General features: G+C 52.6%; 23 protein-coding genes and 1 pseudogene. 16 read left to right on the top strand and 8 right to left on the bottom strand.

The window, feature by feature from the left end; all coding sequences use genetic code 11:
- Positions 1–449 precede the first annotated feature (449 nt).
- The 8 genes and pseudogenes from nosR to ABD028_RS05530 all read left to right on the top strand — a co-directional run bounded on the left by nosR (position 450) and on the right by ABD028_RS05530 (position 8,808).
- A complete protein-coding gene (gene nosR, locus ABD028_RS05565; RefSeq protein ID WP_343842720.1) occupies positions 450–2,630 on the top strand; it encodes a transcriptional regulator NosR in 2,181 nt (726 codons plus the stop codon).
- Between the two features lie 23 nt (positions 2,631–2,653).
- Positions 2,654–4,561: a TAT-dependent nitrous-oxide reductase gene (gene nosZ / locus ABD028_RS05560; protein WP_343842718.1), complete on the top strand. Its 1,908-nt coding sequence runs from the start codon at positions 2,654–2,656 to the stop codon at positions 4,559–4,561.
- A 38-nt stretch (positions 4,562–4,599) separates the two neighbouring features.
- A complete protein-coding gene (locus ABD028_RS05555; RefSeq protein ID WP_343842716.1) occupies positions 4,600–5,898 on the top strand; it encodes a nitrous oxide reductase family maturation protein NosD in 1,299 nt (432 codons plus the stop codon).
- Positions 5,885–6,802 (top strand): ABC transporter ATP-binding protein, encoded by a 918-nt coding sequence (locus ABD028_RS05550; protein ID WP_102798859.1) that lies wholly within the window; start codon positions 5,885–5,887, stop codon positions 6,800–6,802. Before ABD028_RS05555 ends, ABD028_RS05550 begins: the two co-directional genes overlap by 14 nt.
- Positions 6,802–7,632 (top strand): ABC transporter permease, encoded by an 831-nt coding sequence (locus tag ABD028_RS05545; RefSeq protein ID WP_102798860.1) that lies wholly within the window; start codon positions 6,802–6,804, stop codon positions 7,630–7,632. Before ABD028_RS05550 ends, ABD028_RS05545 begins: the two co-directional genes overlap by 1 nt.
- Before the next feature lie 67 nt (positions 7,633–7,699).
- Entirely contained in the window at positions 7,700–8,215 is a 516-nt protein-coding gene (locus ABD028_RS05540; RefSeq protein ID WP_343842713.1) for a nitrous oxide reductase accessory protein NosL, read from the top strand.
- A 9-nt stretch (positions 8,216–8,224) separates the two neighbouring features.
- Positions 8,225–8,368: pseudogene (tatA, locus tag ABD028_RS05535) on the top strand (twin-arginine translocase TatA/TatE family subunit); the annotation flags it as partial.
- Between the two features lie 116 nt (positions 8,369–8,484).
- Positions 8,485–8,808 (top strand): c-type cytochrome, encoded by a 324-nt coding sequence (locus ABD028_RS05530; RefSeq protein WP_343842711.1) that lies wholly within the window; start codon positions 8,485–8,487, stop codon positions 8,806–8,808.
- Positions 8,809–8,835: 27 nt separating this feature from the next.
- On the opposite strand, the gene ABD028_RS05525 is transcribed toward ABD028_RS05530, so the two are convergent.
- Positions 8,836–9,246 carry a ribonucleotide reductase subunit alpha gene (locus tag ABD028_RS05525; protein WP_343842710.1) on the bottom strand — a complete coding sequence of 137 codons (411 nt, stop codon included), beginning with the start codon at positions 9,244–9,246 and terminating at the stop codon, positions 8,836–8,838.
- A 244-nt stretch (positions 9,247–9,490) separates the two neighbouring features.
- On the bottom strand, positions 9,491–10,690 hold the full coding sequence (locus ABD028_RS05520; RefSeq protein ID WP_343842709.1) for an HPP family protein: 1,200 nt from the start codon (positions 10,688–10,690) through the stop codon (positions 9,491–9,493).
- 172 nt (positions 10,691–10,862) lie between these two features.
- On the opposite strand from ABD028_RS05520, the gene nrdG reads away from it, so the two are divergent.
- Positions 10,863–11,354 carry an anaerobic ribonucleoside-triphosphate reductase activating protein gene (gene nrdG / locus ABD028_RS05515; RefSeq protein WP_102798866.1) on the top strand — a complete coding sequence of 164 codons (492 nt, stop codon included), beginning with the start codon at positions 10,863–10,865 and terminating at the stop codon, positions 11,352–11,354.
- Positions 11,341–13,128 (top strand): anaerobic ribonucleoside-triphosphate reductase, encoded by a 1,788-nt coding sequence (gene nrdD, locus ABD028_RS05510; protein ID WP_343842706.1) that lies wholly within the window; start codon positions 11,341–11,343, stop codon positions 13,126–13,128. Before nrdG ends, nrdD begins: the two co-directional genes overlap by 14 nt.
- Here the strand turns inward: nrdD and ABD028_RS05505 are convergent.
- From ABD028_RS05505 to ubiT, 3 genes are read right to left on the bottom strand one after another with little or no spacing between them, the layout of a single operon-like run.
- The gene (locus tag ABD028_RS05505) at positions 13,120–13,542 is read right to left on the bottom strand and encodes a bacteriohemerythrin (RefSeq protein ID WP_343842704.1); all 423 of its coding nucleotides are present in this window, start codon (positions 13,540–13,542) and stop codon (positions 13,120–13,122) included. The two genes, nrdD and ABD028_RS05505, sit on opposite strands and share 9 nt — an antisense overlap.
- Positions 13,539–13,964, bottom strand: a complete 426-nt coding sequence (locus ABD028_RS05500) for a hemerythrin domain-containing protein (protein ID WP_102798869.1) — start codon at positions 13,962–13,964, stop codon at positions 13,539–13,541. The genes ABD028_RS05505 and ABD028_RS05500 overlap by 4 nt, the downstream gene beginning before the upstream one ends.
- A gap of 8 nt (positions 13,965–13,972) precedes the next feature.
- A complete protein-coding gene (ubiT, locus tag ABD028_RS05495) occupies positions 13,973–14,446 on the bottom strand; it encodes a ubiquinone anaerobic biosynthesis accessory factor UbiT (protein ID WP_343842701.1) in 474 nt (157 codons plus the stop codon).
- 211 nt (positions 14,447–14,657) lie between these two features.
- Between ubiT and ubiU the strand changes: the two genes are divergently transcribed.
- From ubiU to ABD028_RS05465, 6 genes are all read left to right on the top strand, one after another.
- Entirely contained in the window at positions 14,658–15,653 is a 996-nt protein-coding gene (ubiU, locus tag ABD028_RS05490) for a ubiquinone anaerobic biosynthesis protein UbiU (RefSeq protein WP_343842699.1), read from the top strand.
- 3 nt (positions 15,654–15,656) lie between these two features.
- Positions 15,657–16,541 carry a U32 family peptidase gene (locus ABD028_RS05485; RefSeq protein WP_343842697.1) on the top strand — a complete coding sequence of 295 codons (885 nt, stop codon included), beginning with the start codon at positions 15,657–15,659 and terminating at the stop codon, positions 16,539–16,541.
- Positions 16,542–16,657: 116 nt separating this feature from the next.
- Complete coding sequence (locus ABD028_RS05480; protein WP_343842694.1) at positions 16,658–19,321, top strand: nitrate/nitrite transporter; 2,664 nt, start codon at positions 16,658–16,660, stop codon at positions 19,319–19,321.
- A 13-nt stretch (positions 19,322–19,334) separates the two neighbouring features.
- Entirely contained in the window at positions 19,335–20,522 is a 1,188-nt protein-coding gene (locus tag ABD028_RS05475; protein WP_343842692.1) for an NnrS family protein, read from the top strand.
- Positions 20,523–20,774: 252 nt separating this feature from the next.
- Complete coding sequence (locus ABD028_RS05470; protein WP_343842689.1) at positions 20,775–21,353, top strand: DUF3299 domain-containing protein; 579 nt, start codon at positions 20,775–20,777, stop codon at positions 21,351–21,353.
- The gene (locus tag ABD028_RS05465) at positions 21,343–21,801 is read left to right on the top strand and encodes a hypothetical protein (RefSeq protein ID WP_343842686.1); all 459 of its coding nucleotides are present in this window, start codon (positions 21,343–21,345) and stop codon (positions 21,799–21,801) included. The genes ABD028_RS05470 and ABD028_RS05465 overlap by 11 nt, the downstream gene beginning before the upstream one ends.
- A gap of 17 nt (positions 21,802–21,818) precedes the next feature.
- On the opposite strand, the gene ABD028_RS05460 is transcribed toward ABD028_RS05465, so the two are convergent.
- The 3 genes from ABD028_RS05460 to folE2 are packed head-to-tail and all read right to left on the bottom strand — an operon-like array spanning position 21,819 to position 25,021.
- Positions 21,819–23,444 carry an HAD family acid phosphatase gene (locus ABD028_RS05460; protein ID WP_343842683.1) on the bottom strand — a complete coding sequence of 542 codons (1,626 nt, stop codon included), beginning with the start codon at positions 23,442–23,444 and terminating at the stop codon, positions 21,819–21,821.
- Between the two features lie 11 nt (positions 23,445–23,455).
- A complete protein-coding gene (locus ABD028_RS05455; RefSeq protein WP_102797066.1) occupies positions 23,456–24,016 on the bottom strand; it encodes a DapH/DapD/GlmU-related protein in 561 nt (186 codons plus the stop codon).
- 60 nt (positions 24,017–24,076) lie between these two features.
- Positions 24,077–25,021 carry a GTP cyclohydrolase FolE2 gene (gene folE2 / locus ABD028_RS05450; RefSeq protein WP_343842681.1) on the bottom strand — a complete coding sequence of 315 codons (945 nt, stop codon included), beginning with the start codon at positions 25,019–25,021 and terminating at the stop codon, positions 24,077–24,079.
- Positions 25,022–25,033 lie beyond the last annotated feature (12 nt).

Below are 25,033 nucleotides of genomic sequence, written 5' to 3'. Positions count from 1 at the left end.
AAATTGATTTCGACAGCAAAGTTCAGATAAACACAACGAGTCAGAATTGATTCCTACAGCAAAGCTTAGTCTGAGCGCCGTGGGTCGGACTTGAGTCCGACAGAATTAAAGTCGTCAGTTCTAAGCTAAGTGGTCAGTAATCAGTAATCAGTAGTCAGTTAGCAGAAATCCGTTGACAGAGCGCGAGGGCGAGTCAGACTGAACAGCCAACAGCCAACAGCCAACAGCCAACAGCCAACAGCCAACAGCCAACAGCCAACAGCCAACAGCCAACAGCCAACAGCCAACAGCCAACAGCCAACAGCCAACAGCCAACAGCCAACAGCCAACAGCCAACTAGCCCTTTTACGCCAATAAGTTACCCCCAGTGGGGTATATCAAAGCATGCCTGACAAGGCCAAGATCTAGTTATCCATCAAGGCCTTGAGCCTGGAAAGCGGGGAACAGAGATGATACCTGATCGGCAAAGGCCAGAAAGTTGCAATGATTACTGGCGCTGTATTGCTATGATGCTGCTGGTTTTGCTACTGCACGTACCCAAGCTGGCATGGGCCGGTGACCAGCAACAATTGGGCTGGCAACGTGTTATACAGTTTTTCCCTAATGCCAGCGGCTGGTCGGAACCCGCAGGTGAATTCGCGGTGCGTCAGATTTTGGCGGGCGAAAACTTACTGGGCTATCAGTATCAAAGCCTGCAGGTCACCGACATTCCAGCCTATTCAGGTAAACCCATCAACATCCAGGTGCTGCTTAATCCCGACGGACAAATCGTGGATGCCTATGTACTGGAGCACCATGAACCGATTTTGCTTATTGGTATTCCCGAGCAAAAACTGCATGACTTCAGTGCTAAATACCAGGGCATCATGGCGGATCAGCGCGTAGTGGTGGGCAACACCAGTGATCCCGACGCCGTCACCGTTGACGCTGTTACCGGCGCCACGGTGACGGTAATGGTGGTTAACGAAATTATTATGCGCTCGGCCCATGAGGTGGCGGTGTCGCTGGGATTGATTGAAGACCACAGCAACCGGCCGTTTGCTCCGTCCGGTATTAAGCGCGAGCTATTTGCAGCGGCTGACTGGCAAAGTTTGTTAGGCAATGGTGCCATCCGCCGTTTGCATCTGACTCGCGCCCAGGTAGACCAGGCGTTTGCCAATACAGAAGCTGCGCATATCGACAATGCTCCACCAGAGCAGGGCGGGCAAACCTTTATCGATTTATATGTAGCGCAGATTGACCCGCCGACTATAGGCAGTAACCTGCTGGGCGAACGCCAGTATCAGTATTTGCAGCAACAGCTGCAGCCAGGGGAGTTCGCGCTGGCGGTGCTGGCGTCGGGACAGTATTCCTTTAAAGGTTCCGGTTATGTTCGCGGCGGGATTTTTGACCGCATACAACTGCGCCAGTTCGGCGACATTATCAGCTTTCGCGACCTGGACCAGCAGCGCCTGTCTGATCTGTATATCGACGGCCTGCCGGCATTAACCGAAATGTCGGTGTTTATTATTCGTGACCACCACGGCTTTGATCCGGGTTCACCCTGGAGCCTGGAGCTGCTGGTGCGCCGTCAGACCGGGCCGGTGGACGGGGTGTTTACCAGCTTTGAAGTGGGCTATCAGTTACCTGAAGCCTATATTGAGCGTCCGGTGCCTAGCGCTGAACAATTAGCGGCGATGGAAGCGGCCAATCGCCCTATGTGGGTCAATATCTGGTATCAGAAGAGCTTTCAGCTAGCGGTGGTGCTGATTGCCTTACTGGTGCTGATGGTGATTTTATTTCTGCAGGATAAGTTCACGCAAAAGCCGCAGTTTTTGCATTGGCTGCGCCGCGGTTACTTGCTGTTTACCGTGGTCTTTATTGGTTGGTATGCACTGGGACAATTGTCGGTGGTCAATGTACTGACCTTTGTGCATGCCATGATGCAGGACTTTCGCTGGGAACTGTTTCTGATTGATCCGGTGATTTTTGTGCTGTGGACCTTCACTGCCGCCTGCATATTGCTGTGGGGCAGAGGGGTGTTCTGCGGTTGGCTTTGCCCTTTTGGCGCCTTGCAGGAACTGATCAACGAGGCGGCACGCAAACTTAAGGTGCCACAGTTTGAATTGCCATTTGCCGTGCATGAACGCTTGTGGGCCATCAAGTACATCATCTTACTGATGCTGTTTGGCATTTCCCTGGAGTCCCTGGCCAGCGCCGAACGCTTTGCCGAAGTCGAGCCCTTTAAGACCGCGATTACCCTGAAGTTTGATCGCCAGTGGTGGTTTGTGCTGTATGCCGCCATTCTGCTGGTGATCAATATTTTTACCCGTAAGGTGTATTGCCGCTACATCTGCCCACTGGGCGCGGCACTGGCCATTCCCACCAAACTCAAGTTGTTTGACTGGCTAAAACGCCGCAAAGACTGCGGTAATCCCTGCAAGCTGTGCGCTATTGAATGCGAAATTCAGGCCATTCACCCGGATGGGCATATTGACCATAACGAGTGTCACTACTGCCTGGATTGCCAAATGACTTATCACAACGAGCGCAAATGTCCGCCATTGGTGGCCAAAAATAAGAAACGTCAACGCGCTGCGAAACAAGAATCTGGGCAGATCCCCATCGTCCAGATTGAATCTCAGGTTTAAGAGTGTTCCTAAAGGAGACAACCATGACGAGCAGAAATGACAACGATAAAAATGGCATGAGTCGCCGCGCCTTTCTGGGTGCCACGGCCATGACCGGTGCAGGTGCTGCGATGTTGGGCACCGTGGGGTTGGGATCGGCGGTGATGAGCCGTGAAAGCTGGGCGGCGGCGGTGAAAGACGCCAAGCAAAAGATCCATGTAGCGCCGGGTGAGCTGGATGAGTACTACGGCTTCTGGAGCGGTGGTCACCAGGGCGAAGTAAGAGTCTTGGGTGTACCGTCCATGCGCGAGCTGATGCGCATCCCGGTGTTCAATATAGATTCCGCCACGGGCTGGGGCATTACCAATGAAAGTAAGGCCATTATGGGGGAAAGCGCCAAGTTCCTGAATGGCGACTGCCATCACCCGCATATCTCCATGACCGACGGCCAGTACGATGGCAAATACTTGTTTATCAACGACAAGGCCAACAGCCGCGTAGCCAGGATCCGTCTGGACATCATGAAGTGCGACAAAATGCTAACCGTGCCGAATGTGCAGGCCATTCACGGGTTACGTTTGCAGAAGATGCCGCATACCAAGTATGTGTTTGCCAACGCCGAGTTTGTTATTCCGCACCCCAACGACGGCATACACTTCGATCTGCAGGCCGATTACAGTTATACCATGTTCAACGTTATAGACGCCGAGAAAATGGAAGTGGCGTTTCAGGTGATGGTGGATGGCAACCTGGATAACTGTGACGCCGACTACAGCGGTAAATATGCGGCATCCACCTGCTATAACTCGGAAAAAGCCTATGACCTGGGCGGTATGATGCGCAACGAGCGCGACTGGGTAGTGGTGTTTAATATTCCCGCCATCGAGAAAGCGGTAAAAGCTGGCAAGTTTGTTACCCTGGGCGATGCCAAAGTGCCCGTGGTGGATGGCCGTAAGAAAGATGGCAAAGACAGCCCCTTTACCCGTTACATTCCTGTGCCTAAGAACCCGCACGGCCTGAATACTTCACCAGATGGCAAGTATTTTATCGCCAATGGCAAGTTGTCTCCCACCGTCAGTATGATTGCAATTGACCGCCTGGACGACTTGTTTGCCGACAAGCTAAAAGATCCCCGTGATACCATCGTCGCCGAACCCGAGCTGGGTCTTGGGCCACTGCATACCACCTTTGACGGGCGTGGCTACGCCTACACCACCTTGTTTATCGACAGTCAGGTGGTGAAGTGGAATATGGCCGATGCCATCCGTGCCTACAATGGCGAGCAAGTCAGCTATATTCGCCAGAAACTGGATGTGCAATACCAGCCTGGACACAACCATGCGTCATTAACCGAAACTAAAGACGCTGATGGCAAATGGCTGGTGGTGCTATGTAAATTCTCCAAGGACAGATTCCTGCTTACCGGCCCACTGCACCCGGAAAATGACCAGCTTATTGATATCTCTGGTGATGAAATGAAACTGGTGCATGACGGCCCGACCTATGCTGAGCCTCATGATTGCATCCTGGCCCGCCGTGATCAGATCCACACACGCAAAATATGGGATCGCAATGACCCCTTCTTTGCCCCCACCGTGGAAATGGCCAAGAAAGATGGCATCAAACTGGAAGCCGACAATAAGGTGATCCGCGACGGCAACAAAGTGCGTGTGTATATGACCTCCATGGCACCGACTTACGGTATCAATGAGTTTAAGGTGAAGCAGGGGGATGAGGTCACTGTGGTGATCACCAATATCGATCAGATTGAAGATGTGTCCCATGGTTTTTGTATGACCAACCATGGGGTCAGCATGGAGATCAGCCCGCAGCAAACCGCTTCTGTCACTTTTGTGGCCGACAAACCCGGTATGCACTGGTATTACTGCAACTGGTTCTGTCATGCCCTGCATATGGAAATGGTGGGACGCATGCTGGTCGAACCGGCCTGATAACAAGGAGCCGGCGGCTGGTCCGCCGGCCTATTGCCATGAAGACGATATTTATCACCTTGATTCAATCTGCTGCAACTGTCGCGCTTTTGTGGCCGCTAAACTGTGCCGCCGTGCCAGAAGTGCAGGAGTTAAACCAGGCGTTACCATTGCAATTGACAGCATCCGGGCAGTGGCGCTTGGCGCCTGGTCACTATCAAGGCAATTTTCGTATTTCCTCTGCCATGGTGCTTTACTGCGAGCCGGGCGCTGTACTGGATGGCAGCGGACAGGGCACGGTATTAAGTATTGATGCGCCCGACGTGCAGGTGCATGGCTGCGAGCTGCGTGGGGCCGGTCATGACCTTACCGCTATGGATGCCGCCATATTTATTCAGCATCAGGCCAATGTGGCTGTTGTTGCCAATAATCACATCGTCGGTAGTGGCTTTGGGATCTGGGCTGACGGCAGCAAAGATGTGCAAATTCACCATAATGTGATTGAAGGGGATGACAGCCTGCGCTCCCAGGATAGGGGCAACGGTATTCACCTTTATGCGGTCAGTGGCGCCAGCGTGGTGGGCAACCGGGTCAGTCAAACCCGCGACGGAATCTATATTGACACCTCTAATCACAATCATCTGCAAAACAATCAACTCACCGACCTGCGCTACGGCATTCATTACATGTTTTCCAATAACAACCAGGTTGTTGGCAACCTGACCCGCAATACCCGTACAGGTTACGCCCTGATGCAAAGCCGACAGTTAACCGTGACCGGTAATCGTTCCGAGAACGATCAGAACTACGGCATCCTGATGAATTACATCACCTATTCCACGTTGTCTGGTAACGAGGTGTCCAGGGTCAGAAGCGGCAGTACCGGTGACAGTATGATCCAGGGCGCAGAAGGCAAGGCGCTGTTTATATATAACTCGGTGTTTAACCGCATTGTTGCCAACCGTTTTTCTGACAGTGCACTGGGGATCCATCTGACCGCTGGCTCCGAAGACAATGAAATCAGTGCCAATAGTTTTATCGGCAATCGTCAGCAGGTTAAGTACGTAGCAACCCGCACCCAGGAGTGGTCTAAAGACGGGCTGGGCAATTACTGGAGTGATTATCTGGGCTGGGATCGCAATGCCAACGGCCTGGGTGATGTGCCCTATGAACCCAACGACAATATTGACCGCCTGGTGTGGATGTACCCGCAAATGAAATTACTGATGCATAGCCCGGCCATTGAATTGTTGCGCTGGGTACAGGCTATGTTTCCGGTGGTCAAGTCACCTGGTGTCAGGGACAGTTTCCCCCTGATGGCGGGTTACCAACAGGACGAACAAAATGAAAGCCGTTGAATTAGCGCAGGTTCGCCAGTGTTATGGTGATTTTATCGCTTTAGATAATGTCAGCCTGTCAGTGCAGGCAGGCGAAGTACTGGGGCTGTTTGGCCACAATGGGGCAGGCAAAACCACCAGTATGAAACTCATTCTTGGTCTGTTACAACCCAGCCAGGGTCAGGTCAGGGTGTTCGGTGACTCTCCGCGCACCGTGCAGGTCCGCCAGCAAATAGGGTATTTACCGGAAAATGTGGCTTTTTATCCGCAATTGACCGGTTTTGAGACCTTGCGACACTTTGCCCGCTTAAAGTCAGCCCCGCTGAGTCAGGTTGAGACATTGTTGGACCAGGTCGGTCTGCAGCATGCCAGCCACAAACGCGTGAAAACCTATTCTAAAGGCATGCGTCAGCGTCTTGGACTGGCCCAGGCACTGCTGGGTAAGCCGCAGTTGCTGTTACTTGACGAACCCACAGTGGGCCTGGATCCCATCGCCACCGGCGAATTGTATGCCCTTATCCAACGCTTGCGGGAGGCGGGCACGGCGGTAATTCTTTGCTCCCATGTGCTCTCTGGTGTTGAGGCCTTTATCGACAGAGCAGCCATTATGGCCGGAGGCCAGTTACGGGCACTGGGTAGCTTACCTGCCTTACGTGCCGAGGTGGGACTGCCCAGTCTTATCCGGGTGAGTGGTATGCCGCAGGCACATGAATGGCACAGACAATTGTTGTTAGACGGCTACCAGGCCAGATTACTGGGAGAGCAGAATCTGGAAATCACTGCCCATAACGGCGCTAAGCAACAGTTATTAAAATTGCTGCTGGAACAAGGGTTGCCACAGGATGTTGAGGTTCGCCAGGCCAGCATGGAAGAGTTGTACCGGCATTATATGCAGGCACAAAGCCGTATCGATAAGGGGGCATGATGAGAGCGGTTTTAAGTATTGCGCGAAAGGAACTGCAGGACGGGTTACGTAACCGCTGGCTGCTGGCCATTAGTTTGTTGTTTGTGGTGTTGGCCACCGGCATTGCCTGGTTTGGTGCCGCCGCCGCCGGGCAGGTGGGGTTTAGCTCCATATCCTCAACCATTGCCAGCCTGGCTAGTCTGGCCACCATCATTGTTCCGCTGATCGCGCTGTTACTGGCTTATGACGCCGTGGTTGGAGAAGACGAAGGTGGTACGTTACTGCTGCTACTCAGTTATCCCCTTGGCCGGGTGGATTTACTGCTGGGCAAATTTGTCGGCCAGGGACTGATTCTGGCGCTGGCCACCCTGATCGGGTTTGGCGGTGCGGCACTGGCCATGGCAGTGCTGATCCCCGGGCTTGATTTGCCGGCACTTTTCAGTGCCTTTGGCCGTTTTATTCTGTCGGCCATATTACTTGGCTGGGTGTTTATCGCCATGGCTTATGTACTGAGCTGCCGGGCCAGGGAAAAGTCCAGCGCGGCAGGCATGGCGCTGGGACTGTGGTTTTTCTTTGTGTTGCTGTTTGATTTGGCGCTGTTGGCTTTGCTGGTGCTAAGCAAAGGCCAGTTAAATCCACAGTGGCTGCCCTGGCTGTTGCTACTGAACCCCGCAGATATTTTCCGTCAGTTAAATCTGCAGGGCTTAGACGGTGCCAGCCAACTGGTTGGCGTGATGGCGTTGGGGCAGGACTTACCCGGTTCTGCGGCGATGTTGTGGAGCGCCATGCTGGGCTGGATGCTGCTATGTCTGCTGCTGGCACGACGCAGCATATTACGCCGACCGGTTTAAGCTGCCGGTGCCAGTTTAGCGCTGCACGGCAACGATAGTGATTTTTTGAAACTCAGGAGTAACGTTTATGCGCATTATCTATTTGGCCTGTTTGCTTATGACGCTAAGTCTGCTTGGCTGCGAAGGGCAACGCCAGCAAGAGCAGGTTCTGCAGCCAGTGGCATTTCATAGTGGTGATGAATGCCATGTGTGCGGCATGGCTATCACCCGCTTTCCCGGCCCTAAAGGTGAAGCATTGGGTGGCCAGCCACAGGGCGTGAAAAAGTTCTGCTCGGCCGCTGAAATGTTGAGCTGGTACAGGCAGCCAGAAAATCGTCAGGCCAATTTCAGTCTTTATGTGCACGATATGGGCAAAAGTGAGTGGGATATGCCGGATGATGCCCATTTAACCGATGCCAAGGTCGCGTTTTATGTACCTGCACCCACTCTGCATGGTGCGATGGGCATGCCGCTGGCCAGTTTTGCCGACAGGCAGGCCGCCCAAGCCTTTGCCACCCAGCAAAATACCCAGGTATTGACCTTGGAGCAGGCCGGCGATTTCCTGGAACAGCAGCAACATGCTGGGCATCACGGCCATCATTAGGAGGACACTATGGGAGTGAGTATCTGGCAATTGTTGATTGTACTGCTTGTGGTGGTGGTGCTGTTTGGAAGCGCCAGGTTGCGCCATCTTGGCAGCGATCTTGGTGGCGCTATTCGTGGCTTTCGTCAGGCCGCCAGTGGGGATGAGCAAAAAGACAGTGCGCCCTGAACGCTGTACCCCATTTTAGGTACTCCCAATGTACCGCTGAGATAAAACGGGCCTTGCAGTAGCATAGGCTCTGTAGAAACCAGTAGACAATCGAGGTAAAAATGAAAAACGTTGTTTATGCCGCCCTTATGCTGACCCTTGGCAGCCAAAGTGCACTGGCGGCCGGTGATGCCGAAGCAGGCAAAGCCAAATCCGGTATGTGTGTGGCCTGTCATGGCACTGATGGGAACAGTCTGGCGCCAATGTATCCCAATCTGGCCGGTCAGCATGCCCAGTATCTGGAAGGTGCGATTAAGGCTTATCGGGATGGTCAGCGCACTGGTGGTACGGCGGTTATGATGGCACCGATGGCCGCTAACCTGAGTGATCAGGATGCTGCCGATCTGGCTGCCTATTTCAGCCAGCAGAAGTTAAAGCAAAAATAAGCATAGGGGCCAGCAAGCTGGCCCACTTTAACCCGGTAATAAATTCAGCAGATTGCCCTGGCGATCAAAGGCCAGAAAATCATCAATTCTGCCACTGTTGATTTTGTTCATCATTAAGTGCAGCGGTTGCACTGCTTCATCGACACTGGGAGCGAAACCACCGCGGCCCGGCAAGGCTGCCACAAAGGTAATGTCCCAATGTGTATTGGTGTATTCAGACTCTGTGACTAATGCTGCAAAATCCTGTACTTCATCTGGCAGCTTATCCACGCACAGCACAGGTGAAAGGGTGCCGCCATGGCCCTGCTCAAATTCCTGTTTTTGTTTGCCTGTGTGTCCAACCGGTAATTCGGCCCTGGCGAATACAAATAGCAACCTTTGTGGCTCAGGCTGAGCCAGGGCGGCTTCAATGAGTTGTGTATAGCTGTGAATGTGCATAGTTAAAAATCCCAGAAAGCAGGTGTGGCTATTTTACCCTCAGGCCCTGTTGCTTGCTATGCGCACAAAGAGTAGCTCCTGTACCCAATGGGAGGTAGAGAGCCATGGCTGTACAACCTGAATTAGCCAACGACAATGGGTGCTTGCTGGCATGTTAAGGTGACATATTCTGCATAACTAGGGGCGATACCATGCTATAGGCTTAAGTTCCCTGGCGCGGCCAGGCCGCAACAATGAACACCATTCAGTTGGTTCGACCTTTTTGGCTGTTGGCATATAAGGCTGCAATCAGGTCAGATTGGGTCACCATTCCCACCAGTTTGTGATTAGTATCCAGCACCGGTACCTGATGTAAGCCCAGTTCTGACAACTTGGGGATTAGCTCGATAACATGCTCATCTTGCCGAATGGCGGTGATCCCGGTGCGCATAATATCGGCTACCTGCTGTTTGTGATGTTTGCGCCATTGGCGTTTGGCACTGGTGTGCAGACTGAGGCTACTCATATGTCGCAATAGTCCCCAGTAATGTGGAACACTGATGTCTTTTAAGAAATCCGTTACCGAGACCATTCCCAGTAGTTGCCGATCGGCTGTAATCACTGGCAGGGTGCGAATTTTGTGCTTTTGTAGTAACCGCCATGCCTGGGTTAGCGGAGTCTCTGCTGTGACGCAGATAATATCCCGCGACATGATATCCCGGCACAATATTGCGCCGAGCTGACGCTGGTATGCGTGCAACTGGGCTTGCTGATAAATTTGCTCTAAATCCGTTTCGCTGACATCCACTACGGTTTGATAGTGATTCAGGGCGTACAATAAATCTTCAGGCTGCAACCCGGTGCGTTTTATCGGACTGGCATCCTGGTGCAAATGCACCGGGTCAAAATCGCGCTTTTGTGGTCGGGGACGCAACAGATAATTGAGCATCAGTGCCATCAGCAACATCACCGTTACATTCAACGCGACAGGTAGAAATAGAAATTCATAGCCGAGTAACTGCTCGCTTGAAGCGATAACCGGCACTAATGCAGTGGCGCCGCCAGGCGGATGCATACATTCAAACAGGTACATGGCAAACAGTACCAACGCAATAGTCACGGCAGCCATTACCGCCATATCGGTAAACAGATGTGAACACAACAGTCCAATGCCGGCGGAGATAAGGTGACCGGCGGCAAATGACCAGGGCTTGGCCAGAGGACTGGATGGCAGACCGAACAGTAAAACCGCTGAGGCGCCCATGGACGCCAGCAACACAACCGTGCTGGCTAGGTCGGCCAGATATTGGCTGGTCAAAGTCACAACAAACAATGCAATACCTGCGGCGGCAGCGACTTTTAGTCGCTCGGCGACAGGAATACTGGACAAGCGCTGACTGTCGGCTTTGATTATGCCAAGCCGTGTCAGTAATTGGCCGGTAATTTTGCTTATAAACAGTTTCATAATACGACAGGACAAACGACAAGCGCGGCAGTGTACAAGTGCAGTGGCACAAGCGCATGTTTTTTCCGTTATAAGTTAAACCCGGCAGGCCGAATTTGTTGATCCAGATCAACAACAAGATCTTGTGCTCATTTACCGTATAAACACAATATATGGTGTTTGCGGTTGTGTTATGACACAAGATAAGAGGTTTGAGCCCTTTAACAGCTTTCCCCCCCAGGTGTGCTTTCAGGAAGTGCCGGATGAAGTGGCGCTGGCCTTTACCATCACTGGCTGCCCGCTGCGCTGCGAGGGTTGCCATAGTCAGGATAGCTGGGATCCCAGCACAGGAGAGGCGCTGACCCCGCAACTTTTTGCCCGGTATCTGCAACGTTATGCGCACCTGGTTAGTTGCGTGCTGTTTTTTGGCGGTGAATGGCATCCGGATGCGTTACTGGCATTGTTACAACAGGCCCGGCAAGCCGGACTGAAAACTTGCCTGTATACCGGTATGAACAAAATACCGGCCCGCCTGCAAACACACCTGGATTATCTGAAAACCGGTCGCTGGTATTCGCAACTGGGCGGTCTTACCAGTCCCACAACCAACCAGCGTTTTCTGGAGCTTGCCACCGGCAATCTTCTTAATTTTCGATTTATGGAGAATGATTATGCTGCCGCTTAATGCGCAACAACTACAAGGCAAACTGAATTTTATTCGTGAGTATCAACAGGCGGTGAACCCGGCAGATGGCTCGAAGCTGGACGCCAACGCCAATGTGACACATAAAAACATTGCGACCCTGGAAGCAGAACTGATGAAGGACTGCGTGATCCAGATTAATCGGGCACTGGTCAAAAATAAGATCAGCGAATTGTTTGGTGACGCCCTGGGAGATGAGTATGTGCGCCAGATAGAGCGGCACGAAATCTATGTGCATGACGAAACCAGCCTGAAACCCTATTGCGCATCAATTACCATGTACCCGTTTTTGCTGGATGGACTGACCAGACTGGGCGGCGAATCCAAGGCTCCACAGCACCTGGAATCGTTCTGCGGTAGTTTCGTTAATCTGGTATTTGCCATCAGTGCCCAGTTTGCCGGGGCGGTAGCGACGGTGGAATTTTTAACTTACTTTGACTACTTTGCCCGCCGTGATTACGGCGACAACTACCTGAGCAGCCACACCAAAGCCATTGAAAATCATCTTCAGCATGTGGTGTATGCGCTCAATCAACCCGCCGCAGCGCGCGGTTATCAAAGTGTGTTCTGGAATATTTCCCTGTATGACCGCCATTATTTTGATGCCATGTTTGGCAACTTTGTCTTTCCCGATATGAGCGCCCCCGACTGGCAATCGGTCAGCGCCCTGCAGGGCTTTTTCCTTAATTGGTTTAATCAGGAGCGCAATAAGGCCATTCTGACGTTTCCGGTGGTAACCGCCGCCATGCTGACCGAAAATGGCAGGGTGAAGGATGACAGCTTTGCCGGCTTGTGCGCCGAGAATATGAGCCAGGGCGGGTCGTTCTTTGTTTACCAGTCACAAAGTGCTGATTCGCTGGCGTCCTGTTGCCGCCTGCGTAATGAAATTAGTGACCATACTTTTTCTTACAGCCTGGGCGCCGGTGGGGTGGCCACCGGCTCGATCAATGTCATCACCCTGAATATGAACCGATTGATTCAGGATGGCCGCGACCTGGCCGTTGAAGTGGACAAAGTGCAGAAATATCAGGTGGCCTATCGCCGTTTGATGGAGGAATACCAGCGCGATGGTTTACTGAGTGTGTATGACGCCGGCTTTATCAGCCTGGACAAGCAATTTCTGACCATTGGCGTTAACGGTATGGTGGAAGCTGCCGAGTATCTGGGTATAGAAGTGGGTGTCAACGAGGATTATCAAAGCTTTGTCGACAGCCAACTGAAGGTCATCTATGACGCGAACCGCCAGGCCCGGGTGCGTTGGGGTTATATGTTCAACACCGAATTTGTGCCGGCCGAAAATTTAGGCATCAAAAACGCCAGATGGGATCGTAAAGACGGCTACCAGGTGCCACGTGACTGCTACAACAGTTATTTCTATGTGGTAGAGGACGAGACCATTAATCACCTGGACAAGTTTGTCCTGCATGGTGAGCAGATGACCCGCTATCTGGATGGCGGCTCGGCATTGCATCTGAATCTGGCAGAACAGCTCAGCGCTGCCAATGTCATGAACCTGTATAACATTGCCGCCAGCACCGGTTGCAATTACTTCTGTGTGAATGTACGAATTACCATTTGTAATGTCTGTGAACATATCGACAAGCGTACGCTGCACTGTTGCAGCGCCTGTGGCAGTCAGGATATTGATCATGGCACCCGGGTAATAGGCTACCTGAAGCGGGTGTCTGCTTTCAGTCAGGGGCGACGCACAGAACATGCGGCCCGTCACTACCACAGGCAGGCCCGTTCAGCCTGAGGTAGCAAGACTCAGCTCCCGATCCGAGTTGAGGATATGGGAGCTGTACCATTCCGCCAGCGACGCCAGTTGTTCCCTGACCGACAGTGTGGACATGGGAATATCTGAACTTAAACGCAGAATAAAACTCTGCAGGGCTTCAAGAAAGTGCTTGTGGTGCAGCTCATGCAATCTCTGCTGGCCGCTTGGTAATGCCTGTAGGTAGGGGGCCTCGGTCAGAAAATGTTGCTCAGTTTGCGCCAGCAAATGGGTGGCCAATGGTAGTGCCTTAGGGTCCGGCCAACTGGCTAAAATGGCAGCATGCAAGAGATTGATACTGTCCAGCAACTGGCGGTGTTGGAGGTCAATTTCCTTCACCCCCATCGGCATACTGTGCTCACACCAATGCACCAGATGGGCACGTTCCTCAATCATGGGTATAGCTCCATCAAGACCCTGGTGACCGCGTCGGTGTTAAGCAACTTGTCGCAGCAGGGATAGAGGCCAAACTCATCATTTTCAATATGATCTGACAGCATCAGTTCCAGGCTGCGGTCGTCCTCCTGGCTGTCAATGCGTTTGTCCAGCAAGTTCTCGATCCAGTCAAGTTGCTGGCGGAGTTGCTGATGTTCACGCCTGGCCTTACGGATAAGTTCAGCGTCACCTGTTACCTGGCAAAGCTCCGGCAGCAGACTTTGTTCTTCCTGTTCAATATGCTGCAGCATACCGGTTTTAAATTTGTCGAATAACTGCCGGGACAGAACCGGATCATCCTTTTTCAGGCGCCGGTAGGCGATAAACAGCAATTCCAGGGCATGCAGGTTGGTGTTAAACAACTGTGAGAGGATCTTTTGCATATGTCACCTCAGGTTGGCGATTGATAAAGTGCGGCGTAGAACGCCAGGGGTTTGCGCACAAACGGCGGCAACTCGGCCAGTTCCAGGCTGTCCAGCAGATTTTTCAAAGCCAGCCCCAGTTCGGTGTCACCGCTAATCGACAACTTGCGCTGAAAAAACAAGGTATCCGGGTCAACCGACTGGCTGGCCAGCATCAGCAGATCATGCAGTGCCGCGCTGAAACACACCTTTGCCTGTGCCTGTCTGGCAACCTGGATTTGCTGCTTATGGACGCTGAAGAACCAGTTTTGGTTAATATCCCGAATATGCACCTGAACCCAGGCATCACCCAGAAAGTCCAGCTCATTGGCCTCCAGTAAAGGGCGTAGGGCCTGATTAAACAGCGCGCTCAGCAATCCAGTTTGTAACCGTTCCGGGGCCAGACCAAAGAGCATCACTGCCGGACGGACCAGCGTTTGGCTATGTTGCAGTAGTGCTTGCATAAGGTGTTTCCAAAGCCGTATTGATAAAAAACTGTTAACAGCTTACGCCCGCACTCGGGATGAAAAGTTAATCTAAATCAAAGATGCACAGAAATGTGCCGGGCAGAATGGGTACTCCTTTGGGTGGATAGCAATAATGCGGGGGCGACGTAAACTCAGCCCTTTGCGGCAGTCACTGCCTGTAGCTATACCTGAAGTCTGAGGAGAAATCATGGAACTACTTTGTCCTGCAGGTAGTATGCCCGCCCTGAAAAAAGCAGTGGAGCAGGGCGCTGATGCGGTCTATCTGGGGTTAAAAGATGACACCAATGCCCGGCATTTTGCCGGACTGAACTTCACCGACAATAAACTGGCCGAAGCGGCCGACTATCTGCATCAGCATGGTAGAAAGCTACATATTGCTATCAACACTTTTGCCCATCCACAAGGGTGGCAAAGGTGGCAAAATGCCGTAGATATGGCGGTGAAAAATGGTGCAGATGTGTTAATCGTCGCCGATCTTGCGGTACTTGCCTATGTTAGCCAGCGTTATCCTGAGGTGGAATTGCATTTGTCGGTGCAAGCCTCTGCTACCAACAGTGCCGCCATTGAGTTTTACCAGCAGCAGTTCAACGTGCGCCGGGTGGTGCTGCCCAGGGTCTTGTCCATCCATCAGGTTAAACAACTTGCCCGCCAATGCTCTGTTGAACTGGAAGTGTTCGCCTTTGGCAGCCTGTGCATTATGGCCGAAGGGCGCTGCTATTTATCGTCCTATATGACCGGGGAGTCGCCGAATACCGCAGGTGCCTGCTCGCCTGCCGCGCATGTGCGCTGGCAGGAAACCAGCCAGGGACTGGAGTCCAGATTAAATGGCGTGTTGATCGACCGTTATAACAGACAGGAAAAGGCCGGTTATCCGACCTTGTGCAAAGGGCGCTTTGATGTGGATGGGCAGACCTATCATGCCCTGGAAGAGCCGACCAGTCTGAACACCCTTGAGCTACTGCCGGATCTGCTTGGTTGTGGCATTGCCGCGGTTAAAATAGAGGGGCGCCAGCGCAGCCCTGCCTATGTGCAGCAGGTGACTCAGGTATGGCGTCAGGCCATCGACACCTGCATCAATGGCAGGGAGGATTTTCACATCATGCCAAGCTGGCGTCGGCAGCTTGATGCACTGTCCGAAGGCAATCAGACCTCTCTTGGTGCTTATCACAGAAAATGGCAGTAATTTATGCAGTATGCGTTAGGACCCATTCTTTATTTCTGGCCCAGAGCAAAGGTGGAAGACTTTTATCAGGCCGCGGCACAAAGTAGCGCTGACATTATTTATCTGGGCGAAACCGTTTGCTCAAAGCGTCGTGAACTGCGTACCCGCGACTGGCTGACGCTGGCGAAAACTCTCACCGGCAGCGGTAAGCAAGTGGTGCTGTCTACGATGGCATTGCTTGAAGCGCCCTCAGAAGTGAAAACGCTGAAAACCTATTGCGATAACGGTGACATTCTGGTGGAAGCCAATGATACCGGGGCCATCCAGTTTTTGCATGAACAGCGTAAACCCTTTGTCGCGGGGCCGGCGATTAACTGTTACAACCAGTATGCCGTTAAGGGCCTGCTGGATCTGGGCATGCAACGTTGGGTGATGCCGGTGGAATTGTCGCGGGACTGGCTAATTCAACTGTTGCAGCAGTGCGAAGACATGGGGCTTCGCCAGCGCTTTGAGGTGGAAGTCTTTGCTTATGGCTACCTGCCTTTGGCCTATTCGGCCCGCTGTTTTACCGCCCGTTCACAAAACCGTGCCAAGGATGACTGTGAACTGTGTTGTATAAAGTACCCCAATGGCCGGCTTACCCGCAGTCAGGAAGGCCAGCCGCTATTTACCTTAAATGGCATCCAGACCCAGTCTGGTCAGTGCTACAACCTGGTAAACGACTTACCAGGCATGCAGGGTTTGGTGGACTGCTTGCGACTCAGCCCCCTGGGCCCGGACACCCTCGACTGGCTGGATAAATTCCGGGCCAATCAACAGGGTTTTGCGCCGCAACCCCTGGCGCAGGATTGCAACGGATACTGGCATGCTATCGCTGGTATGGCCAAATCAGCACAAAGCGCATCCTGACCACAATGGCTACCCCTTGATGGGTAGCCGCATCCCAGCCTTATGCCTCTTCATCTGTATAGTGCCCACCTGCCGCTGTCTCTATGATCAAACTGAGACAACCGGGAGTAACAAAAATGATTGAGGCAGGTACGGTTTCCAGTAAAGACCAGCGATATGCCCTGTGGCTGACAACGCTGGCCTTTACACTCTGTTTTGCGGTTTGGACCCTGTTTTCCATTCTGGGTATTCGTATCAAGGATGAAATGGGCCTGACCGATACTGAATTGGGGCTGCTGATGGCCACCCCAATATTAACCGGCTCGATTAGCCGCTTGTTCCTTGGCCTGTTGACCGACAGGTTTGGTGGCCGTTGGGTGTTTGGTTTGCTGATGCTGACCACCTCTGTCGCGGTATTTTTGCTGAGTCTGGCAAGTAGCTATCCATTGCTGCTGTTGGGCGCCCTTGGGGTTGGCCTGGCGGGAGGCGGTTTTATCGTGGGGGTGGCGTACCTGTCCAGTTGGTATGAACAGGGTAAGCAAGGAACTGCACTGGGGATATTTGGTGCCGGCAATGTGGGCGCCGCGCTGACTAATTTCGCGGCACCTTTTTTACTGCTGGCAGTAGGCTGGCAAAGCACAGCTCAGGTGTACGCCGCAGTGATGGCGGCAATGGGCCTGAGTTTTTTGCTGTTTGCCAGGGCCGATCCTGGTCAGCATCAGCGTCAGCAGGAGCGCATCACCCTGGCCGCCCAGTTAATGCCACTGACTGAGCTCAGAGTGTGGCGGTTTTCCCTTTACTATTTCTTTGTATTTGGCGCGTTTGTGGCGCTGGCCTTGTGGCTACCGCACTATTTGATGGAAGTGTACCATCTGGACTTGGCCACGGCGGGGATCCTGGCGGCGCTCTACACTATCCCTGCTTCCCTGTTTCGCATTCTGGGTGGTTGGCTGTCTGATCGCTTTGGTGCACGCAAGGTGATGTACTGGACGTTGATTGCATCAGTGCTTTGTACCTTCTTATTAAGTTATCCCCCCACCGAATATCAGGTGCACGGAATACGCGAAGTGTTAAGTTTCTCTCTGCAGACTAATCTGGTTGCCTTTGTACTGCTGACCTTTGTACTGGGCTTTTTCATGTCGCTGGGTAAAGCCGCGGTGTTTAAGCATATTCCGGTGTATTACCCCAAACACGTTGGTGTGGTAGGGGGAGCGGTTGGCATGATTGGTGGTCTGGGTGGTTTCTTCCTGCCCTTAACCTTTGGCATGCTCAATGACGTGGTCGGCATCTGGCAAAGCAGCTTTATGCTGTTGTTTGTGATTTGCGCGCTGGCGCTGTGGTGGATGCATTTCGCGATACGCCAGGCAGAAAAACGCGAGTGGCAGGCAGGGCAGGAGGTCACCGACCTGCCGGAAATGTCCAGCGACAGTTTGCTGCTTGAAGACTGGCGGCCTGAAGATAAAGGCTTCTGGCAGGACAAAGGGCGGCGCATTGCCACGCGTAACCTGTGGATCTCTATTCCCAATCTGTTTCTGGCCTTTGCCGTGTGGTCCATCTGGAGCATTATGGTGGTGAAAATGCCGCAACTGGGCTTTACCTACAGTGCGAACCAACTGTTCTGGTTGGCTGCGCTACCGGCCTTGTCGGGTGCCACCTTGCGGATATTTTACGGTTTTATGGTGCCCATTTTTGGTGGGCGGCGCTGGACGGCATTGTCTACCGCTTCATTGGTACTGCCTTGCCTGTGGATGGGAGTTGCACTGCAGGACACCAGCACCCCATATCTGGTGATGTTGATCCTGGCATTGCTGTGCGGATTGGGGGGCGGCAACTTTTCTTCCAGCATGGCCAATATCAGTTTTTTCTACCCCAAAGCAGAGAAAGGCGCGGCACTTGGATTAAATGCCGGGCTGGGCAATCTTGGTGTGTCAGCAATGCAGTTAATCGGGCCTTTGGCCATCTCTGCCAGTTTGTTTGGCGATATGGGTGGTGCGCCGCTGACCCTGCTGGATAAAAACGGAGCCAGTCATCTACTGTGGCTGCAAAATGCCGCGTTTATCTGGGTGCCCTTTATTGTGATTGGGGCGCTGGCAGCCTGGTTTGGCATGAATGATATTGCCGATGCCAAGGCGTCGTTCAAAGAACAGGCGGTGGTTTTCAAGCGTTCCCACACCTGGATTATGTGCTGGCTGTATCTGGGCACCTTTGGCAGCTTTATCGGTTTTGCCGCGGGTTTTCCGCTGCTGTGTGGTTTGCTGTTTCCCGATGTGGATCCGGTTAAATATGCCTTTATCGGCCCTCTGGCCGGTGCGCTGGCGCGGCCCTTTGGTGGCATTATGTCGGACCGCCTGGGCGGCGCTACTGTAACGCTGTGGACCTTTGTGCTGATGGCCCTTGGTGTGTTGGCGGTGCTGCATTTTCTGCCACAGGACGGGCAGGGGGGGAACTTTATCGGCTTCTTCGCGGCCTTTATTGTGCTGTTTATTGCCAGTGGTATTGGTAACGGCTCGACCTTTCGCATGGTGCCGCTGATCTTCCTGACACTGCGCAGCCGTGCTTTGGGAGCGTCAGGGGCAAAACAGGCGGAGATTGAAGGTAACCGGGAAAGCGCAGCGGTACTGGGCTTTATCTCGGCGATTGCCGCTTATGGTGGTTTCTTTATTCCCAAGGCGTATGGGTCCTCTATCAGTGCAACGGGCTCTGTGGCGATGGCGCTATATGGCTTTGTACTCTTCTATATCAGTTGCGTACTGGTCACCTGGTGGTGTTATGCCCGCAAACAGGCCACTATTCCATGCTGAGGGAGAATCTCTGATGACACACCACAACCCGGCACTACCACATCCACTGTTTCGTCTGGGGTTTCGGCCGCTGTTTCTGGGCGCAGCCCTGTTTGCTGCGCTGGCGATTGGAGCCTGGGGTGGGCTGTATGCCGGGCTGTGGGGCTTTTCACCTTATGGCGGAGCCTACTTCTGGCATGCCCATGAAATGTTGTTTGGCTTTGTTGCTGCCGTTGTAACGGGCTTTTTGCTGACCGCGGTGCAGAACTGGACCGGCATTCCCGGACTCAAAGGCCGGGCGTTGGCATGGCTGGTGATGGTCTGGCTCGCGGCCCGGCTTGTCAACTGGTGGGGACCGGCGTGGCCAAACTGGCTGATAGCAACACTGGATCTGCTGTTTTTACCTATGGTGGCGGGCTTTATGGCCTATCCGCTGTGTAAAGCCGGTCAATGGCGAAATCTGTTTTTTGTACCGGTTTTGTTGCTGATGAGTGGGGCGAACTTTCTCACTCACTTTGGCCTGCTTAGTGGTGATAATGGGTTTGTCAAACAGGGCATCTACCTGATGCTGATGCTGGTGACGGCGCTAATGTGCGTGATTGCCGGCAGAGTCACCCCCATGTTTACCGCCAACGGCACTGGAACCGTCAAAGTGCAGCCTGTTGCCTGGCTGGAAAAAGCCGCATTGCTCAGTATCTGGCTATTGGTTGTACATTTTCTATGCCGGGAAATACTACCGCCGTTACTGGCGGGGGGCTTGTGCCTTGTCGCTGCGGCTCTGCACTTGTGGCGCTGGTGGCGGTGGCGCTTCTGGATTACTTTTCGTGTGCCGCTGCTGTGGTCTTTGCATCTGGCCTACCTGTTTATTCCTCTCGGGTTGGGGGCATTGGCGGCACATTATCTGTTCAATGCGATGGCGCTGAGTACCGCCATACATTTTCTTACGGTAGGGGCGATGGGCGGCATGATTCTGGCCATGATGGCCAGGGTGTCATTGGGCCATAGTGGTCGGCCGCTTAAGCCCAGACCGCTGATGAGTCTGGCCTTTGCTTTAGTGTTGCTGGCGGCGATGATTCGAACGCTGGGCAGTTGGCTGCTGCATCAGCACATCGTCGCGGTATTGTTGCTGGCCAGCCTGCTGTGGTGCCTGGCATTTGTGCTGTTTGTGCTGTTGTACTGGCCGGTACTGACCCGCCCCAGGGTCGATGGCAAACCTGGGTAGAAAAGTGTCAAGCCCGATGTAATTCTGCATGCTGCCTGATCTTGGTAACAAGGATAGGTTGGTTAATCTTAAACGCTATATCAGTCAAATGAAGAATGCGGTTGATTGCCCTTTTCCGGACGACCACTGCGAGTAGTGGTTCAGCGACTCAGCAATAACGCTATTCGAGTGCTTGACAGTTGGCATCGGTATACAGTTTGGTTGTGGTATGTTATAACGTTTTCGCTTGGCTCGCGTATTCCGGTGAAAATTATGGCGTTGCGTTTTGTATCTCTCTGTTTATCTGTTGCGATGTTGTTAGTATTTGACACGTCAGCACAAACGTCTAAGTCCCTTGACAGGCAATATCAGGAAGTCGAGTGGGTCGCATTGATGCCCAAAGACGATCTGGATACCTTGTTGGATCCTCCGGATTACTTTGCCGATATTGCAGACGGCTCGCAGGAAGACTCCCTGGAGGCGCTGACTCAGCAGGCGCAACAGGATGAAAAAGTGCGTCGCTACCAGGATGCCCTGACATCGACTCGTGTTGTACAGGACTGGCACAACAAAGCCATAAAAATTCCCGGCTTTATTGTGCCGTTACAAGCCGATGAACAACAACATGTCACAGAGTTTTTTATTGTGCCTTATTTTGGTGCCTGTCTGCATATGCCGCCCCCGCCACCCAATCAAATTATTTATGCGGTGTTGAAAAAAGGGGTTGAGCTGAAAAATCTCTATGATCCCTTTTGGTTTGAAGGGGTACTGGCCATTGAAATCAATGAAAATGAGATGGGGACGGCCGCCTACCGCCTTTGGATAGACTCTGTTGTGCCATATGAAGACTAAACCTCTTCGGTTAGCGTACTGCAGCATTTACACGCTGATGTTGCTGAGCCTGGCACCCAGTTCAGGGCAAAGTTGTGAGTGGCATGACGGGGCGGAGCGTTTTGGCCATTTTCATCCTTTGATGCAACAGCATAGGCTACCCAGCTCCCCGCAGCTTATTCGCGTCAGCCATCAGAAGCAGGTTGCTGTCTCTTCGCAACAGCCAGCCGTGCTGGAAATAGACTATCAGGTGCCTGGCCGTTTTCATCAGGCAACGCTGAAAGTTTCAGCCAGCGATAAGATTGTCTTGCAGGAGCCAACCAAGATAGCCTTATCTCTGTCGGGTAAACTGCGGCTTTATTATCAGGCCAGCGAACCGGGTGAGCATAATATCACGCTGCACATCCAGGCAGAGGACGGTCGTCAGCCTCTGTTGAAACAACAGCGAATTAACGTAAAAGCAGATTAGGATCAAAATATAAGCACTTATTGCCAGGAGCCATACAAGGGGTTAGGCAGCAAAAACAGTGTTTTTCCTATTTGAGGTAATACGGTCCCAATATCGGCCTGCTGCTGCGTAAGCCCGGAAAAATCCTCAATATTGTCACCAACTTGCAACACTATGTTATGTGGTTCCGACCAGGAGGTTTTTGACTCATGGGGGTGCCCAAAACAAGGGGCATCGCCTTGCACGATTTGCTGGCGACGTAAGTCTTTGTCGTTCCTGATGAGCTTATGGTCCAGCGCGTCCTGGTCTGATGCATGCCGACCGATAAGACAGGTATTTGCCGTTGTTATGGGAATGCCCAATTCCTGCAGATTGCGCCAGGTATGAATGTCCAGGCGCCGGTTGCGGTTGGTCACCAATGCCAGCTTTCCGCCGCGCTGAAATATGGCTTCTATAAAAGGTTTGACACCGGGCACCAGACTGGCTTGTTCGCTTTGCACCCAGGTATCCCAGGTCGCAGGTGAATAGCCGGTCCCTGCGATTTCTGTCTGCTTTTGGTAGGCAGTATTGTCCAACACTGTTTCGTCAACATCCATAACCACCACCCAGTTTTGCAAATCAGCAGGCACCTTTGCCAGAGCCTGTTGTGCCTGCTGATAGATTGCCCTGCTAACAAGCTGATATTCCTTGCTGGTGGTTTGCCACAATAATGCAGTAGAAAGTCTGGGGCTGTCAGCTGATAAGGATACTGACACAGCGCAATGGTCACTGAGCATGGCACCTTCATCTGCGTAAGTATGTATCTGTGCAGATTCAGTTATCCGCTCAGTCGGCATGCCGCCTGCCAGTATATGGTCGATCAGGGCCGAATGGCGTGGATGACAACTTAGCAGATTGCGTGTGGTAATCGTGGTTGAGCGCTCATTATTCAGCAGTACCCGGCTCAGGCGGTTATAGGATGCTGAAATCCGGTGATTAAAATCCCCTAATACCAGATAGGGTGAAGCCGATTTTTCCCGCTGCGCAATCCACTCATTCAACACATCTGCCTGTTTAGCCAAAACCCGGCAGGCCTGTGTGTCGCTTTGCAGGTAATCATCGACAAAACAACCGCTTTTCAAGTGCAGATTTAAAATGTCTATTGGCCCGGTGGGGGAGTCAACCCTGACGGCCAGCCCATAGCGCAAGTCGGGTAAGTCCAGGCCGAAATCTTTAACATGGGTGATGCTTAGCAGCGGTACTTCTCTTCTGATTGCAAAAGCTAATTTTTGCTGGGTAGAAAGATAGCCATTTTCCCTGCATTGATAGGGCTGGCTATTGGGTCTGTCGGACAGGATGAGTCGCCAGTGTAGATCCGGAAAGATCAGTCTTAACGCCTGTTTCGAATCGACTTCCTGCAGGGCAATAATATCGGCATCCAGACTTGCTGCATATCGTCGCATGGCTGACAGCTGAGTATTGCTTCTGGGTTTGCACCCACCGTCGCCCGGATAGGCCAGATGTTCAGTGTTCCAGGTGGCCACTTTTAGCGCCCTGGGTTGTGGGCGTTGCGCTGTGGTGAAGGCGTCTGCAGGACTCTCTGTAACTGGCGATGGAGGACTGGCCACGCAACCGCCACAAAGTGAACTGATGGCCACCAGCGCAAAGAATTTAACGATATTCATCTATGTCAGCCTTAGAGTTCGTTAGCGAGCTTTTTGTAACCCTGCACCAGGTAATGATTGGCCGATACAACGGATTCTGAAAAGCTTGAATACTCAGGTGGCACTTTACTGATGCTATCTAAATCAAAACCGGGTCCGATGTTGGTCATAGGTGGGACATGAAACTTGTCGGGCAGGTTTAACCCATCAATAACCGAGTTGTGTCTTACTACACAGCCGTTACCAATTCTGGTCCGAAATACCACGGAGTTAAAGCCGATGAACACATCGTCACCCACTTCGCATGGGCCGTGAATAATGGAGCGGTGGGCGATGGAGGTTCGTTCGCCCACGATAACCGCCGCGCCGGATTTGGAATGGATTACCACCCCGTCCTGAATGTTGGAATCCCGTTTGATTACAATGGGCTGCATATCACCGTTGGTGTCCACTTCATCGGCGCGAATGACCGCATAGGGACCAATAAATACATTGTCCTCAATCACCACTTTTCCACAAATAATGGCGGTAGGGTCGATAAACGCGCTTTGTGCCACGTCGGGCAGATGACCACTGGGATTTTTGCGTAACATATTAGTTTATTCCACGTTTATGATGGACGGGCGCCTTTTGTCATTATGCCAAACGGCGGTTCAATAAGCCCTGTTATGGCCGTTATGCAGCCAATCGGTATGGTGTTTTTGGTCGTGCACCACGGCGTTATGAGCATGCAGACTTTCCTGATGCTCTACTTTAAACCAGTAGTCGGACACCTGAGGCATCAGCTCCAGCGCTTGCTTAATACGTCTGGCTGCATCCTCACAAAACAGCAGGTTTTGCGCATTCAGCTTGGCAAAGGCCTGCTCGTCCTGACGTTTGACGGCGGTTTGTACTGATGTGCCGATAACCTGCTCAAGATGGAAGATTAGGGAGGGCAGATTTGGCAGGTCTTCATCCGTCAGTCTCAGCCTGATATAGGCGTAGGAGCGCTGGCTATGGGGGGTGGCGATACTGGCCTGCTCAGACGCGAGCCACTGGATAAGTTCATCTTTGTCTAACTGCGCTGTGTTGAAACGCCGGGCGAATGCCTCACTCAGAGCCTGCCTTGACAGGGCCGCAGAGCAAGGGCAAGTGCTGGAATAGGGAATGGTGACACTAAGATCGGTGATGAGGGAGCCGCTTTTCAATTCTCTGGTCAGGGTCACAGTGTAGTTCTGATAACCGGACTCGTTGCTCAGCAGTGCGTTTTTTACCAGCGGCAGATCAAACTGCAGGTTTAGCTTAGCGGCCTGGCTGAGCCCTTGCTGGCTTTGCACCATATCTTTTAGCAGGGCGGATATCCCTGAGCCACTCAGACGTTGCTTGCTCAACTGCTGATTAAGGCGCAAATACAAACGCGACATATGTATGCCCTTGGCCTCGGTTTTTTCCAGGCTGACAAACACATCTGCCCTGGCGGTGATGTGGATTGGCTGGTTGCCATCCCCATCTACCAGAATGGGCAGTGCGATGGCCTCCATACCTACCCAGCGCAGGGGCAGAGAATTTAAGCCGGTTTGGCCAGCGGCAACATCGGGTAAGGTGATCATCATGTTCATACAGCGGGATTC

The organism is Bowmanella denitrificans (assembly GCF_039522935.1).
In the GTDB taxonomy this organism is placed as follows: domain Bacteria; phylum Pseudomonadota; class Gammaproteobacteria; order Enterobacterales; family Alteromonadaceae; genus Bowmanella; species Bowmanella denitrificans.
This window is presented reverse-complemented; position numbering and strand designations above follow the sequence as displayed.

Coding starts and splice junctions, on each gene's coding strand:
- nosR (WP_343842720.1), top strand. CDS start 450: ATGATACCTGATCGGCAAAGGCCAGAAAGTTGCAATGATTACTGGCGC.
- nosZ (WP_343842718.1), top strand. CDS start 2,654: ATGACGAGCAGAAATGACAACGATAAAAATGGCATGAGTCGCCGCGCC.
- ABD028_RS05555 (WP_343842716.1), top strand. CDS start 4,600: ATGAAGACGATATTTATCACCTTGATTCAATCTGCTGCAACTGTCGCG.
- ABD028_RS05550 (WP_102798859.1), top strand. CDS start 5,885: ATGAAAGCCGTTGAATTAGCGCAGGTTCGCCAGTGTTATGGTGATTTT.
- ABD028_RS05545 (WP_102798860.1), top strand. CDS start 6,802: ATGAGAGCGGTTTTAAGTATTGCGCGAAAGGAACTGCAGGACGGGTTA.
- ABD028_RS05540 (WP_343842713.1), top strand. CDS start 7,700: ATGCGCATTATCTATTTGGCCTGTTTGCTTATGACGCTAAGTCTGCTT.
- ABD028_RS05530 (WP_343842711.1), top strand. CDS start 8,485: ATGAAAAACGTTGTTTATGCCGCCCTTATGCTGACCCTTGGCAGCCAA.
- ABD028_RS05525 (WP_343842710.1), bottom strand. CDS start 9,246: ATGCACATTCACAGCTATACACAACTCATTGAAGCCGCCCTGGCTCAG.
- ABD028_RS05520 (WP_343842709.1), bottom strand. CDS start 10,690: ATGAAACTGTTTATAAGCAAAATTACCGGCCAATTACTGACACGGCTT.
- nrdG (WP_102798866.1), top strand. CDS start 10,863: ATGACACAAGATAAGAGGTTTGAGCCCTTTAACAGCTTTCCCCCCCAG.
- nrdD (WP_343842706.1), top strand. CDS start 11,341: ATGCTGCCGCTTAATGCGCAACAACTACAAGGCAAACTGAATTTTATT.
- ABD028_RS05505 (WP_343842704.1), bottom strand. CDS start 13,542: ATGATTGAGGAACGTGCCCATCTGGTGCATTGGTGTGAGCACAGTATG.
- ABD028_RS05500 (WP_102798869.1), bottom strand. CDS start 13,964: ATGCAAAAGATCCTCTCACAGTTGTTTAACACCAACCTGCATGCCCTG.
- ubiT (WP_343842701.1), bottom strand. CDS start 14,446: ATGCAAGCACTACTGCAACATAGCCAAACGCTGGTCCGTCCGGCAGTG.
- ubiU (WP_343842699.1), top strand. CDS start 14,658: ATGGAACTACTTTGTCCTGCAGGTAGTATGCCCGCCCTGAAAAAAGCA.
- ABD028_RS05485 (WP_343842697.1), top strand. CDS start 15,657: ATGCAGTATGCGTTAGGACCCATTCTTTATTTCTGGCCCAGAGCAAAG.
- ABD028_RS05480 (WP_343842694.1), top strand. CDS start 16,658: ATGATTGAGGCAGGTACGGTTTCCAGTAAAGACCAGCGATATGCCCTG.
- ABD028_RS05475 (WP_343842692.1), top strand. CDS start 19,335: ATGACACACCACAACCCGGCACTACCACATCCACTGTTTCGTCTGGGG.
- ABD028_RS05470 (WP_343842689.1), top strand. CDS start 20,775: ATGGCGTTGCGTTTTGTATCTCTCTGTTTATCTGTTGCGATGTTGTTA.
- ABD028_RS05465 (WP_343842686.1), top strand. CDS start 21,343: ATGAAGACTAAACCTCTTCGGTTAGCGTACTGCAGCATTTACACGCTG.
- ABD028_RS05460 (WP_343842683.1), bottom strand. CDS start 23,444: ATGAATATCGTTAAATTCTTTGCGCTGGTGGCCATCAGTTCACTTTGT.
- ABD028_RS05455 (WP_102797066.1), bottom strand. CDS start 24,016: ATGTTACGCAAAAATCCCAGTGGTCATCTGCCCGACGTGGCACAAAGC.
- folE2 (WP_343842681.1), bottom strand. CDS start 25,021: ATGAACATGATGATCACCTTACCCGATGTTGCCGCTGGCCAAACCGGC.